This is a genomic window from Streptomyces sp. CA189, assembly GCF_056428985.1.
The window spans coordinates 135,294-148,191 of the sequence record NZ_JBWJVM010000005.1 but is presented as its reverse complement, the minus strand read 5'-3'; the positions used below and the strand labels follow the sequence as shown (position 1 = coordinate 148,191).

Annotated in this window: 12 protein-coding genes; 2 read left to right on the top strand and 10 right to left on the bottom strand. The window is 74.7% G+C overall.

Annotation, left to right across the window (positions count from 1 at the left end):
* Positions 1-18: 18 nt before the first annotated feature.
* Both AC061S_RS06550 and rpsR read left to right on the top strand, forming a co-directional pair.
* On the top strand, positions 19-1,131 hold the full coding sequence (locus AC061S_RS06550) for a CobW family GTP-binding protein (protein WP_478684924.1): 1,113 nt from the start codon (positions 19-21) through the stop codon (positions 1,129-1,131).
* Positions 1,132-1,163: 32 nt separating this feature from the next.
* Positions 1,164-1,400 carry a 30S ribosomal protein S18 gene (rpsR, locus tag AC061S_RS06545; protein ID WP_478684879.1) on the top strand — a complete coding sequence of 79 codons (237 nt, stop codon included), beginning with the start codon at positions 1,164-1,166 and terminating at the stop codon, positions 1,398-1,400.
* A gap of 77 nt (positions 1,401-1,477) precedes the next feature.
* Here rpsR and AC061S_RS06540 read toward each other — a convergent pair whose 3' ends face one another.
* Genes AC061S_RS06540 through AC061S_RS06495 form a run of 10 tightly spaced genes read right to left on the bottom strand, consistent with a single transcriptional unit; the run spans position 1,478 to position 12,724 of the window.
* Positions 1,478-2,989 carry an ABC transporter ATP-binding protein gene (locus AC061S_RS06540; protein ID WP_478684878.1) on the bottom strand — a complete coding sequence of 504 codons (1,512 nt, stop codon included), beginning with the start codon at positions 2,987-2,989 and terminating at the stop codon, positions 1,478-1,480.
* Complete coding sequence (locus AC061S_RS06535; RefSeq protein ID WP_478684877.1) at positions 2,986-3,795, bottom strand: ABC transporter permease; 810 nt, start codon at positions 3,793-3,795, stop codon at positions 2,986-2,988. Before AC061S_RS06535 ends, AC061S_RS06540 begins: the two co-directional genes overlap by 4 nt.
* Positions 3,792-4,748, bottom strand: a complete 957-nt coding sequence (locus tag AC061S_RS06530; protein ID WP_478684923.1) for an ABC transporter permease — start codon at positions 4,746-4,748, stop codon at positions 3,792-3,794. Before AC061S_RS06530 ends, AC061S_RS06535 begins: the two co-directional genes overlap by 4 nt.
* Complete coding sequence (locus tag AC061S_RS06525) at positions 4,736-6,301, bottom strand: ABC transporter substrate-binding protein (protein ID WP_478684876.1); 1,566 nt, start codon at positions 6,299-6,301, stop codon at positions 4,736-4,738. The genes AC061S_RS06530 and AC061S_RS06525 overlap by 13 nt, the downstream gene beginning before the upstream one ends.
* A complete protein-coding gene (locus AC061S_RS06520; RefSeq protein ID WP_478684875.1) occupies positions 6,298-7,119 on the bottom strand; it encodes a class I SAM-dependent methyltransferase in 822 nt (273 codons plus the stop codon). The genes AC061S_RS06525 and AC061S_RS06520 overlap by 4 nt, the downstream gene beginning before the upstream one ends.
* Positions 7,116-8,399: an MFS transporter gene (locus AC061S_RS06515; protein ID WP_478684874.1), complete on the bottom strand. Its 1,284-nt coding sequence runs from the start codon at positions 8,397-8,399 to the stop codon at positions 7,116-7,118. The genes AC061S_RS06520 and AC061S_RS06515 overlap by 4 nt, the downstream gene beginning before the upstream one ends.
* A complete protein-coding gene (locus tag AC061S_RS06510) occupies positions 8,396-9,475 on the bottom strand; it encodes a dipeptide epimerase (RefSeq protein ID WP_478684873.1) in 1,080 nt (359 codons plus the stop codon). Before AC061S_RS06510 ends, AC061S_RS06515 begins: the two co-directional genes overlap by 4 nt.
* Positions 9,472-10,593, bottom strand: coding sequence for a PLP-dependent cysteine synthase family protein (locus AC061S_RS06505; RefSeq protein ID WP_478684872.1), 1,122 nt, complete (start codon positions 10,591-10,593; stop codon positions 9,472-9,474). The genes AC061S_RS06510 and AC061S_RS06505 overlap by 4 nt, the downstream gene beginning before the upstream one ends.
* Positions 10,590-11,423, bottom strand: a complete 834-nt coding sequence (locus AC061S_RS06500; protein ID WP_478684871.1) for a Rossmann-like domain-containing protein — start codon at positions 11,421-11,423, stop codon at positions 10,590-10,592. Before AC061S_RS06500 ends, AC061S_RS06505 begins: the two co-directional genes overlap by 4 nt.
* Entirely contained in the window at positions 11,420-12,724 is a 1,305-nt protein-coding gene (locus AC061S_RS06495) for an ATP-grasp domain-containing protein (RefSeq protein WP_478684870.1), read from the bottom strand. The genes AC061S_RS06500 and AC061S_RS06495 overlap by 4 nt, the downstream gene beginning before the upstream one ends.
* Between the last annotated feature and the right edge of the window lie 174 nt (positions 12,725-12,898).

The window sequence follows — 12,898 nt, the reverse complement described above, 5'->3', positions numbered from 1 at the left end:
GTCGTGATCGTCGGCGGGATGCACGCCGACGCGCGCAAGGAGACCGTCGAGCACCTGCTGCGCGCCGTGCCGGGCAGCATCGCCCTGCACCACGACCTGTCCTCCGCGACCGGCGGTACGGTGCTCCGCACGCTGCGCGATTCCGGGGGCGCGCTCTCCGCCGACGAGACGCCGCTGGTCAACGACTGCGCCTGCTGCGCCCTGCGCGAGGACCTGGTCCCCGAGCTGGTGCGGCTGGCCGCCGGCGGGCTGACCCGGCTGGCCGTCGTGGAACTCTGGGACTCGGTCGAGCCCCGGGCGATGGCCGAGGTCGTCGCCGCCCACGCCGGGGACCTGCTCGAACTCACCAACGTGATCACCGCCGTCGATCCCGCCCTCGTCCTGCCCTGCCTCGGCAACGGGGACGACCTCGCCGAGGCGGGACTCGCCGCGTCCGCCACCGACCAGCGGACCGTCGGGGACACCTGGGCCCGCCAGCTCGAATACGCGCCGGTCCTCGCCATCGCCGACAGCGACGAGGCCGACGACGAGGACCGCGCCCTGCTCGCCCAGTTGCACCCGACGGCCCGCCGCGTGCCCACCGGCTCCAGCGAGCTCACCCGCCTGGCCTTCGCCGGCTTCGACGTGGAGACGGCCGCCGCGGCGCAGCACCCCGCCTGCGCGCTCCTCCCCCAGGAAGCCGACGAGGCCGGAGTCGCCACGCTCGTCTGGCAGCGCCGCCGGCCGTTTCACCCCGAGCGGCTCTACGAGGCCCTGGAGGACCTGAGCTGCGCCGCGGCCCGCAGCCGCGGCCGGTTCTGGCTGGCCGACCGCCCCGACACCCTCCTCGCCTGGGAGGCCGCGGGCGGCGCGTTGTGCGTGGAGAGCGCCGGCCCCTGGCTGGCCTCGCTCCCCGACGCCGCCTGGGACCTGGTCCCCGCCATGCGTCAGGCCGCGGCCTCCCTCGACTGGGACCCCGAGCACGGCGACTGCTGCCAGCACCTGGTCTTCACCTCGCCGGGCCTGGACCGCGAGGGGCTCGAACAGCTCCTGGACTCCTGCCTCCTGACCGAAGCCGAGTACACGGCCGGGCGCGAGGGCTGGAAGCGGCTCCCGGCCGCCTTCGCCCCGCTGCTCGACCCTGTCTCCTGACCGCCGACCGACCCCCACCCCGAGGAGCCCCCATGGCCCGCCGCCCCTCCCCCGGCAAGCCGCCGAAGTCCCGCCCCAACCCGCTGGACACGGCGGGCATCACGTACATCGACTACAAGGACACCGGTCTGCTGCGCACGTTCATCTCGGACCGGGGCAAGATACGCAGCCGCCGGATCACCCGGGTCACGGCGCAGCAGCAGCGCCGGCTCGCCCGGGCCGTCAAGAACGCCCGCGAGATGGCCCTGCTCCCGTACGCCGGCCGCTGAGACGGCCCGGCGCACGGCCTCGGCCGTGCGCCCCCGAGCCCCGAGCCCCCGAGCCCCGGCCCTCCACGGGCCGGGGCTCACCCATGCCCTGGGCCGGGCAGGGCCGCGGACCGCGCGGACAGCAGGTCCCGGGTGAGGGCGTGCTGCGGAGCCTCCATCAGCCGACGGGCCGGGCCCGCCTCGACGATGCGCCCCGCGTCGAGGACGGCGATCCGGTCCGCGAGGGCTCCGGCGGCGGCCGGGTCGTGGGTGATGAACACCAGGCCGAGCCCGCTGCGTTCCCGGAGCCGGGCGAGGGCGTCGAGGATGGTGGTCCGGGTGGCCGCGTCGAGGCCGGAGGTGATCTCGTCGCAGACGAGGACCTGAGGTCCGGCCAGCAGGGCCCGGGCCAGCGCCGCCCGCTGGAGTTCGCCGCCGGAGAGTTCCCCGGGCCGGCGCCCGGCGAGGCCCCCGCCGAGGCCGAACGCTCCGAGCCCGAACTCTCCGAGCATGGTCAGGGCCTCGTTCCGCGCGTCCCGGGGTGCGGCCCCGCGGAGCCGTACCGCGCTGCGGGCCACCTGGTCCAGGACCGGCCGGTGCTCGTCGAAGGCGGCCTTCGCGTCCTGGAACACGTACTGCACGGCGGCCAGTTCGGCCCGGCTGCGGGAACGCAGGCTGGGCGGCAGCGGCCTCCCGTCGAGCAGGACCGTGCCCTCGTACCGGCGGTGCAGCCCGGCCAGGCAGCGTCCGAGGGTGGTCTTGCCGCTCCCGGAACGGCCGACGAGCGCCAGGCACTCCCCGGCCGCGACCGACACTGCGATGCCGGTCAGCACCTCGGCGGCCCCCCGTGCGGTGCGGTGCCGGGCGGTGAGGTCCCGCGTCTCCAGCCGTACCGGACCACGCGGGCGGGGCGTGCGCGCGGGGCGCGGCCGCTCCGGTACGGGCTCGCCCAGGACCGACGACGCGGGTCCGCGGTCCACGACCCGCCCGTCCCGCATGACCACGACCTCGTCGGCCAGCCTCCGTACGACGTCCAGGTCGTGGCTGAGCAGGACGACGGCGATGCCCCGTGCGGCGATGGCGGCCAGCTCCGCCACGATGCCCTCCTTGGTGAGGACGTCCTGCCCGGTGGTGGGTTCGTCGGCGACGATGACCCGCGCGCCGAGCAGCAGCGCCTGGGCCAGGACGACCCGCTGCTGCTGGCCGCCGGAGAGCTGGTGCGGGAAGCGGCCCAGCACGGCCACGGGATCGGGGAGCTGGGCGAGGTGCAGGGCCGCTTCGGTACGGCGCCTGCGCTCGCGCCGGTCGCCTCCCTGCCGGGCGGCGATGTCGGCGAGGAGGGCTCCCACCCGGCGGGCGGGGTTGAGGACGGAGGCCGGGTGCTGGGGTACGTAACCGACCGGGCCCGCCGGTGTGTGGACCGTGCCGCCGACCAGGGCGCCGGCCGGGTACTCGCCGAGGAGGGCGAGGCCGGTGGTGGTCTTGCCGCTGCCGGACGGGCCGATGACGGCGGTGATCCTGCCGGCGTGGGCGGCGAGGCTCACGCCGTCCACGATCGCCCGACCGCCGATCTCCACGCGCAGGTCCCGCACGTGTGCGACGGGGGTCATGGTGTCGCTCCCTTCCGGGGGCCGGGCCGTTGGAGGACGGCGTCGAAGAGGAGGTTGGTGCCCATCGACAGGGCCGCGATGAGCAGGGCGGGCACGACCACGGCCCAGGGCTGGAGGAAGAGCCCGGTGCGGTTCCGGTCGACCATCACCGCCCAGTCGGCGGCGTCCGGCTGGACGCCCACCCCGAGGAAGGCCGCGGTCGCGACCAGGTAGAGGGCTCCAGTGAGCCGGATCCCGGCGTCGGCGGCGAGGGTGCGGCGCATGCAGCGGGCCACGTACCCGACGGCCGTGCGCCACCAGGACTCGCCCTGCATGCGCAGTGCTTCCACGGCCGGCCGGGAGGAGATCTCCACGGCCGCCGCGTGGACGACGCGCGCGGCGTCGGGTACGGCGGCCAGCCCGACCAGGACGGTCAGGCCGGCGGGTCCCGGGGTGAGGGTGGCCGCGACGAGCAGCACCAGCAGCAGCGAGGGGACCGCGATGACCACGTCCAGGGGCCGCATCAGCGCCTCCTCCAGCCAGCTGCGGCGGGTGAGGGCGGCGGCGAGGCCGAGGGGAACGGCGACGAGGTAGGCGAGGGCGGTGGCGGCGAGCGCGACGAGCACGACGGAGCGGCCGCCGAGGAGCACCTGGTGCCAGACGTCGCGGCCGCTGAAGTCGGTGCCGAGCCAGTGCCCTTCGGGGAAGGCGAAGGAGACCGAGCGGGGCCCGGCCGGCCCCGCCACGAGGGGTCCCAGCAGCGCGAGGAGGACCGGGAGGCCGATCAGCGCGAGGGCGAGCAGGGACCGTGGGGGTGTCTGCCTCACGCCGCCACCTCGGACCGGGGTGCGAACCGGCGGGCCGCCAGGTCGGCGGCGAGGTTGACCGCGACGGTGACGACGCCGAAGACGACGGCCATGCCCTGGACCACGGGGAGGTCGCGGGCGGCGACGGCTTCGACGAGGACGGTGCCGAGGCCCGGGATCACGAAGAGCGCCTCCACGACGATGACCCCGCTGAGCAGCCAGTCACAGGTACGGGCCAGTTGCTGGGTGGCGGGGGCGAGGGCGTTGGGCAGGGCGTGGGTCCAGGTGATCCGGGCGCCGGAGACTCCGTAGCGCCGGGCCTGGGCCACGTACGGCGAGGCCATCGCGTCGATCATCCCGGCGCGCACGAGGCGGCTGATGGTGCACACGGGCCGCGACAGCAGGACGACGACGGGCAGGATCAGGACGGCGGGCTCGGTGAACGGGTCGGCGCCCACGGCGGTGGGCGGCAGCCAGGCCAGCCACAGCCCGAAGAGCGTGGCGAGCAGGACGCCGAGGGCGAACTCCGGTACGGCGTGCACCGCCAGGGTCAGCCCGCTCACGGTCCGGTCGAGCGGCCCGCCCTCGCGCCGGGCGGCCAGGACGCCGAGCCCGACCGAGAGGGGGACGAGCAGGGCGAGGGTGGCGCCGGCGAGGAGCAGGGTGGGGCCCAGTCCGCCGGCCAGGTAGCCGGTGACGGGCCGTCCGCTGACCAGGGAGGTGCCGAGGTCCCCGTGGAGGAGGCCGCCGACCCAGTCGGCGAGGCGTTCGGCGGGCGGGCGGTCCAGGCCCATCGTCGCGCGGATCCGGGCGATGCGGTCGGGATCGGGCTGGTCCCCGGCGAGGGCGACGGCGGCGTCACCGGGCAGCGCCTCGGTGAGCGCGAAGACGAACAGGACGACGGCCGCCGTCTGCCCCAGACCGAGGAGCAGGCGGCGGCCGATCCATGGAAGGTGCGGCGTCACGCGAGCCAGATCTTGTCGAAGCGGGCCCAGTCGAGGGTGTTCGCGGGGGCCTGCTTCGACACCCCGTGCACCGCGGGCGCGGTGGCGATGATCCAGTCGGCGAATCCCCAGATCAGGAAGCCGCCCTCGTCGTGCAGCCGGCGCTGCATCCGCTCGTAGAGGGCGCCGCGCTGCGTGAGGTCCCGGGTGGACTGGGCCTGCTGGTACAGGTCGTCGAAGTCCTGTCGCTGCCACTTGGTGGCGTTGGTGGTGGAGCCGGTCAGCAGCCGCTGCGAGAGGTGGGACTCGATGGGCATGGCGCCGGAGCGGTAGGAGGCGAAGGTGCCGGTGTTCAGGATGTCCTTCCAGTACGTGTCCTTGTTGCCGACCTTGATCTCGACGGTGACTCCTGCCTTGGCCGCCTGCTCCTTGAAGATGCCGGCGGCCTCGACGAAGCCGGTGGCCGCGGGGGCGGTGTCGAGGGTGACCTTGAGGCCCTCGGCCCCGGCCTCCTTGAGCAGGGCGCGGGCCTTGTCGAGGTCCTGGGTGCGCTGGGGCAGGCCCGCGGGGTAGTACTGGTAGCCCTTGCCGAACAGGTCGTTGCCGATCTCGCCGGCGCCGGAGAGGGCCCCGTCGACGAGTTCCCTGCGGTCGGCGATGAGGAAGAAGGCCTGCCGGACCCGGGGATCGTCGAAGGGCGGGCGGTCGGTCTTCATGACGAAGCCCTGCATCGCGCTGCCCGGGAGGCGCACGACGTCGATCTTCCCCTTGCCCTCGTGGGTGCGGGCGGTGGCCGGGTTCAGTTCGTGGGCGTACTCGACCTGGCCGCCGAGCAGGGCGCTGACGCGTGCCGACTCCTCGCCGGCGACGACGAATTCGAGCTGGTCCAGGTGCGGGGCGCCGTCCCAGTAGGCCTCGTTGCGCTTGACGAGGAGGGAGCTGCCCGGCGTGAAGGAGACGAAGCCGAACGGGCCGGAGCCGACGGGCTTGTCGAAGGAGGTGGTGTCCTTGGGGACGATGTACGCGCCGAACGCGGCGAGGACGTTGGGGAATTCGGCGTACGGGCGCTTGAGCCTGAACTCGACGGTCCCCGCGTCGACGGCGCGGCTGGCCGCCAGGTCTATGGGCTCCAGGGAGGCCTTGGCCCGGAAGGTGCCCTTGGGGTCGGCGATCCTGCGGTAGCTGTAGAGCACGTCCTCGGCCGTGACGGGCCGGCCGTCGTGGAAGGCGGCCTCGCGCAGGGTGACGCGCCAGGTGTCGAGGGCCTCGTTGGGTTCCCAGCGTTCGGCGAGCCGGGGGACGGCGGCGAGGTCGGCGCCGAAGTCGGCGAGCTTGTCGAAGAGGGCTTTGGCCCGGGCGGCGTCGACGAACAGGTTGGCGGCGTGCGGGTCGAGGGTCTCGTTGGCTCCGCCGCCCGCGAAGGCGGCGCGCAGCTTCCCGCCGGCCTGGGGGGCTCCCTCCGCGGCGTTCTCGGCGTCCGGGGTGGTGGCGCCGGCGCCGCAGGCGGCGGTGAGGGCGAGGGCGGTGGCCCCGGTGGCGATGAGGAAGCCTCTGCGGGCGAGGCTGGAGCGGGCGTCGTTCATGCGGGGATGTCTCCGTTGCTGAGGTGCGGCGCGAGCCGGGCGATGAGGTGGAGGCGGTCGGAACGCGTGGTCCCGTGCGGGGCCTCGCCTTCGCTCCACGGCGGTTCGGTGCGCGGGCCGGGTCCGTCGTGCAGCGCGAGGACCTCGAACCCGGCGGTGGCGAGGAAGTACCGGAGCTCCTGCGGGAAGAGCAGCCTCCAGGCGGAGTGCTGCTCGTCCGGGAGGGAGCCGTCGTCGGCGGTCCAGGTCCTTCGGCGGCGCAGGAGTTGTGCGCCGTGGTCGATCCACAGGGTGGTGTGGGAGGTGTACGTGGTCCCGCGCCGGGCGAAGGAGGCGGTGCGCGGGGTGTCCAGGAGTTCGGTGCTGCCGAGGAAGAAGGCCCCGTTGCGCATTTCGGCGACGAGCAGCCCGCCGGGCGCGAGGTGGGCCCGGCAGCAGGCGAGGAAGGCGGCCAGGTCCTCGTTGGTGTGGCAGTAGAGCAGGGCGCTGTCCAGGCAGACGATCGCGTCGAAGGTGGCGTCGACCTCGAACGCGCGCATGTCGGCCAGCTCGTAGCCGGGGCCGGGGTGGTGGGTTCTCGCGTGGGCCAGCATGGCCCGCGAGGTGTCGATGCCCGTGACCTGGCGTCCGGCCCGGTGGTGCAGCCAGGCCGCGTCCCGGCCGGTGCCGCACCCGACGTCGAGGACCCGGGGACCGGCGCCGTGGCGGGTCAGCGCCTCCTCGGCCCAGCGGGCGGCGAGCCGTTCGGGATCGGGGAAGCGCTCCTCGTAGAGCTCGGGGTGGTCGGTGAGCAGGTTGCCGCTGCTGGTGGCTGTCATCGGGTCTCGCTTCGGGGGCGCGCGGTGGCGCGCGGGGGCAGGGGGTCAGGGGGGTCCGGCGCCGGATCGCGGGGCAGGGCGCGTCTTCGGTCCAGGTGGGCCACGGCCGCGGCCGAGAGCAGGCCGAGGACGAGGCAGCAGCCGTAGGGCAGCCAGGTCGGACCGGTGCGGCCGGCGGTGTCCATGGACCAGCCGATGGCCGCGCTGCCGGCGGCGGCCGCGACCCCGGAGACCGCGTAGAAGAGGCCGTAGTACGTGCCGGTCAGGTTCGGGCGCCCGAAGGCCGGTATCAGCTCCATCACGAAGGGCTGGGCGATCATCACCCCGAGGTGCAGCAGCAGGGCCCCGGCGAGCACCGGCAGGAGCCGCAGGGGGTGGGCGGTGGCGGGGCCGGCGACGAGCATCGGCGGCAGGAATCCGAGGCCCATGACGGCCAGGCCGGCGGCGATCCAGCGCCCGCTGCTCCCGCGGGCCTTCAGGGCGCGGGTGATGCGCAGTTGGAACAGCAGGTTGGCGACGGTCCCGGCGAGGAACAGCAGGCCGACCGAACCGGACCAGCCCGAGGCGTCGGTGGCCGCACGGGGCAGCAGCAGGTACAGCTGGTTCTCCAGGCCGTACATGCCGATCATGGCGAGCGAGAACGCCAGGAACCGGCGGTTGCCGGCCACCTCGCGCCAGTCGCCGAGCACCCCGGTTGCGGGGGCCGGGACCTTCCGGGCGGGCAGCACCAGCAACTGGGCCAGGGTGAGGACGGCGAACACCCCGGCCGCGGTGACGGCGGCCGCCCGGAAGTCCACGAGCAGCAGCAGGGTGCCGAGCAGCGGGCCGAGCAGCGCCCCGGTGGTGGCGAAGACGTTGAACAGGGCGAAGGCCTCGGCCTTGCGGTCGCCGGCCTCCTGGGCGACGTAGGTCCGCACGGCGGGGTTGAACAGGGCACCCGCCAGCCCGCTGAGCACGGAGGCGGCGATCAGCAGCGGCAGCCCGTCGCCGAGGGCGAACAAGCCGAACCCCACCGTGCGCAGGGCGCAGCCCGCGATGATCACCCCGCGGGCGCCGAGCCGGTCCGCGGCCGAGCCGCCGATCAGGAACAGGCCCTGCTGGCTGAGGTTGCGCAGGCCGAGGACGACCCCGACGAGGGCGGCCGAGAGCCCGAGGTCGTCGGTGAGGTGGGTGGCGAGGTACGGGATGAGCAGGTAGAAGCCGGTGTTGACGCCGAGCTGGTTGACGAGGAGGAGGCGTACGGCGGGCGGGAAGCCCCGCATCGAGCTGAGGATCCTCACCGGACGGCCGCCGTGCGGGTGCGCCGGACTCCGAGGCCCGCCCGGTCGGCGGCGCGTACGGTGCCGTCGGTCCCGCCGATGCCGGTCCACGGGTCGTCGGCGAGCAGCAGGTGCCCGTCGAGGTCCACCCAGCGGGCCCGGTCGGCGAGGTGCACGGCGGGCGCGATGCCGAGCGAGCTGGCGGTGAGGCAGCCGAGCATCAGGTCGGTGCCGCTGCCGCGCAGGGCCTCGTGGATGCGCAGGGCAGCTTGCACCCCGCCGCATTTGGCGAGCTTGACGTTGACGCCGTGGACGAGTCCGGCGAGCGCCACGGCGTCCTCGTACGAGACCGCGTCCTCGTCGGCGATCACCGGGACCGGGGACTCCTTCGCCACCCGGGCGAGCGCGTCGTGGCGGCCCGGCGCGATGGGCTGTTCCACGGCGGTGACGCCGAGGCCGGCGAAGCGCGGGAGCAGGTCGTGGGCCTGCCGTTCGGTCCACGCTCCGTTGGGGTCGAGCAGCAGGCTCGCACCGGGGGCGGCGATCCGTACGGCCTCCACCCGCGCGAGGTCCTCGGCCGGATCGGGGGATCCCGCTTTGACCTTGAGGGCGGTGAAGCCGCTCATGGCGAGCCGGGCGGCCTGCGCGGCCGCCGCCACGGGCGTGGTGATGCCGATCGTCCGGGTGGTCTGCGCGGCCGGTGCGGCGTCGGTGCCCAGCAGGTGGTGGGCGGGCCGGCCGGCCCGCTTGCCGACCAGGTCGAGCAGGGCCGCCTCCAGCCCGGCGAGCACGCCGGGCGGCAGCTCCGGCAGGCCGGGAAGCGGACGGGCCGTGTGCCGGTCCCGCGCGGCCGCGTGTTCGTCCCACGCGGTCTCCGGGTCGGGAAGGCGTTCGACCGAGGGGCGCACCGCGGCGAGGTGCCGGACGATGCGCTCGGTGGGCAGGCCGAGGTAGTCGCTGCTGACGACCTCGCCCCAGCCGGTCAGGCCGCCGTGCTCGATCGCCGCCCAGACCGCGTCGCGGCGGGCCATCACCGAGCGGGATATCCGCAGCGGTTCGGCGAGTTCCAGCTCCGTGGTGTACCAGGTGAGCTTCACGCGGCGCCTCCCCGCGCCGGCGCCGGCAGGTGCGGCCGGGTGGCCGCGAGCGGGTCGAGGACGGTGCGGCATCGGGTCCAGCCGACGGCCTCGGTCGCGTGCGGGTGGGCGATCTCCAGCGGGCGGAGCGCGAGTTCGGCCCGGTCGAGGCCGTGGGCGTGGCAGAACTCGTCGTCGTAGACGGTGCCGAGGTAGCGGTGCGGACCGTCGGGGAAGACCGTCGCGACGACCGCGCCCGCTTCCACCCGGGCGGCCCAGGCGGAGACGAGGGCGACGGCTCCGGTGCTCCAGCCGCCGCTGACGAAGCCGGTACGGGCGAGCCTGCGGCAGGCGTCGACGGCTTCGGCCGGGCCCACCCAGTGGACCTCGTCGAAGGCCTGGTGGGCGACGTTGCGCGGGTGGATGCTGCTGCCCAGCCCGCGCATGAGGCGGGGGCGGGCGGGCTGGCCGAAGATGGCCGATCCCACGGAGTCCACGCCGATCACCTTCAGGCGCGGCCAGCGGCGGCGTAGCGGGCCGATGAGCCCGGCGCTGTGGCCGCCGGTGCCGACGCTGCACACCAGGACGTCCAAGTGGTCGAGCTGCCCGCAGAGTTCGGCGGCCATGGGGAGGTACCCGGCCGCGTTGTCGGGGTTGTTGTACTGGTCGGGCCAGTAGGCGTCCGGGATCCGGTCCAGGAGCTCGCGCAGCCGGGCGATCCGGGCCGCCTGCCAGCCGCCCTCGGGGGCGGGCCGGTCCACCAGCTCCAGCTGCGCGCCGTACGCGTGGAGCAACTGCCGCATGGACGGTTCGAGTTCGCGGTCGCCGACGAGGACGACCGGGTGGCCGAGCGCCTGTCCGGCGAAGGCGAGCCCGATCCCCAGGGTCCCCGAGGTGGATTCGACCACGGTGGCGCCGGGGCGCAGTTCGCCGCGCCGCCGGGCGCCGCGCAGCATGGACACGGCGGACCGCGCCTTCATGCCGCCGGCGCCGAGGCATTCGAGTTTGGCCCAGAAGCCCTGGTGTGCGTAGGGAAGTTCGGTACGGATCCGCGCGAGCGGGGTGCGGCCGACCAGCGTCAGCAGCTCCGGGTTCGCGCTGCGGGCCGGGGGGCGGTCCAGTAGGGGCGCGATGGTCAACGGGTGCCTCCGTAGCGGTGGATGACTCCCGGGCCGCCGTCGAGCCAGAAGAAGGGGTAGGGCTCCGCGGACACGGCGCTGACCCCGGCGCCCAGGAAGCGCGGGAGGACCGCGCTGCCGGTCTGGGCGAACATCACCAGGGGCTTGCCGGTGGCCGCGGCGTGGTCGAGCAGCGGCTCGAAGGTGCCGTTTCCGAGGGTCATGCCGGAGGCGAGGACGGCGTCGCACCGCTCCAGCTCCGCGAGGGCATCGGTCCGCACCGGCTCACCCCACTCCGTGGCGCCGCCCTTGAGGTCGCAGGGCACGTACGCGATTCCGCGCGCCCGCAGTTGCTCCAGCAGGGAGTTGACGACGCCGATGACCAGGACCCGGCGGATCCCGGTCGCGGGCAGCAGGTCGGCCACGGCGCGGGCGCGGGCCCGGGACCGGTGCAGGGAGCTCCCGGCCGGCAGGGCGTACGGGCGGGCGCCGTGGTCGGGGGTGTGGGGGCGCACGTGGCCCAGGTACGCGTCGAGTGCGGCGATCCGTACGGGAAGCAGCGGGTGGTCGAGGAGTTCGGCCACCGAGGCTCCGACGCAGTCGTCGAGCGTCGCGGCGGGCAGGGCGCCCGGCTCCACGGCGCAGGATCCGACGGCCGCGTCCAGGCGCAGGCTGAGCACCTCGTTGCGGTACCCGCTGCCGCGGCCGGCGTGGCGTACCGCCTGGGCGGTGGTGAAGGCGAGCGCGATGCGCTCCAGGGCGGGGTCGGAGCCGTAGCTCCCGCCGCGCACCGCTTCGACGAGGCGGCCGACGGTGCGTACGGCGGGATCGTTCAGGGTGGGCGCGGTCATGCGGGCACCGCCGGGGACTGGGCGCCCTGCTCTTCGAGATCGGCACCCTGTTCCTCGAACGTGGGGCGCAGACGGGCGAGGAGGAGCTCCGCGGCCCGGCGGGCCCCACCCCCGAGGGTGTCGGCCGTCATGATGTGGCCGAGGTACTCGTTGTTGCTGGTCGCGGCCCGTACGGCGCTCCCCGGCCCGGCGAGGGTGAGCTCCAGCACCCCGGGCTGTGCCCGGACCTCGTCGGCGCCCTCGATGCCGGCGAGGGTGCCGGCCGTGTCGGGGAGCAGGAAGGCGATGGCGGCGCTGTGCACGCCGGTCGGGCGCGGAGTGAGGTCGGGCGTCCGGCCGAGGGCGGCGTCCACGCAGGCCGCGGCCAGGTCGATGCCCGTGACGTGCCGGACGAGTTCGGTGATCCGGTTGCCGGCGGGCCGGGGGTTGACCTCCACCACCTTGGGGCCCTCGGGGGTCAGTTTGATCTCGGTGTGGCACACGACGTGGTCCAGGCCGAGGGCCTTGACCGCGGCCGTCGCCGTGTCCACCGCTTCCCGCGCCGCCTCCGGCGCGAGGTCCGCCGGGAACATGTGTCCGGTCTCGATGAAGGCGGGCGCCCCGCCGATGCTCTTGTCGGTGACACCGGCCACGCCGATGGCACCGCCGAAGGAGACGGTCTCGACGCTGACCTCGGGGCCGGTGAGGAACTCCTCCAGGAGGACCACGGGCATCCGGTCCTGGCCGCGCGCGTTGACCGGGAACTCCTCCAGCGCCCTGCAGGCCGCCTCCAGTTCCCGCTCGTCGCGGACCTCCCGTACGAGCATTCCGGCGCACAGGTCCACGGGCTTGACCACCAGCGGATAGCCGATCTCCCGGGCGGCGGCCGCGGCCTGCGCCGTGTCCGCGCAGAGCGCGAAGCGCGGCCCCGGAACCCCGGCCCCGGCCAGCACCCGGCGGGTCAGGTCCTTGCGGCAGGCGGCCTCGACGGCTTCGACGGCCGGGCCGGGCAGGCCCAGCCGGTCGGCGATCCGGGCCACGGCGGGCAGGTAGTAGTCGCAGGAGGAGACGACCCCGTCGAAGGCCAGCACCGCGTGCAGGCGTTCGAGGTGGGGCAGCAGCTCGTCCATGGCGTTGGTGTCCGCGGTGATGATGTTGCGCGCCGCCAGCAGCGGGTGCGGACCCTCCGGTCCGGCGCCGCGCAGGTAGTGGTGCAGGTCCCGGGTGACGAAGGTGAACTCGTGCCCGCCTTCTCCGATGGCCCTGGGCAACAGCCTGCTCATCGACCCCACCCAGCTCTCGACAACCAGCAGATGCGCCAAGGGAAGTTCCTCTCAGATCGCCGTCACGACGGTGCGGCATGCCTGCGGAGCGGACCGCCCGGCAGGAGGCGTCCGCGACGGACGAGGAGGAAGTTACCGGAAATAGTTTTCATTTCCAATAGCACCGATTTCCGGTAGCCTGCCGCTCACGAGACCGGAGTGCAGGAAGGGAGC

Bases quoted from the DNA above. Each gene is read 5' to 3' on its own strand.
- AC061S_RS06525 (WP_478684876.1), bottom strand. From the start codon at position 6,301: ATGAACGACGCCCGCTCCAGCCTCGCCCGCAGAGGCTTCCTCATCGCC.
- AC061S_RS06520 (WP_478684875.1), bottom strand. From the start codon at position 7,119: ATGACAGCCACCAGCAGCGGCAACCTGCTCACCGACCACCCCGAGCTC.
- rpsR (WP_478684879.1), top strand. From the start codon at position 1,164: ATGGCCCGCCGCCCCTCCCCCGGCAAGCCGCCGAAGTCCCGCCCCAAC.
- AC061S_RS06500 (WP_478684871.1), bottom strand. From the start codon at position 11,423: ATGACCGCGCCCACCCTGAACGATCCCGCCGTACGCACCGTCGGCCGC.
- AC061S_RS06550 (WP_478684924.1), top strand. From the start codon at position 19: ATGCACGCCGACGCGCGCAAGGAGACCGTCGAGCACCTGCTGCGCGCC.
- AC061S_RS06540 (WP_478684878.1), bottom strand. From the start codon at position 2,989: ATGACCCCCGTCGCACACGTGCGGGACCTGCGCGTGGAGATCGGCGGT.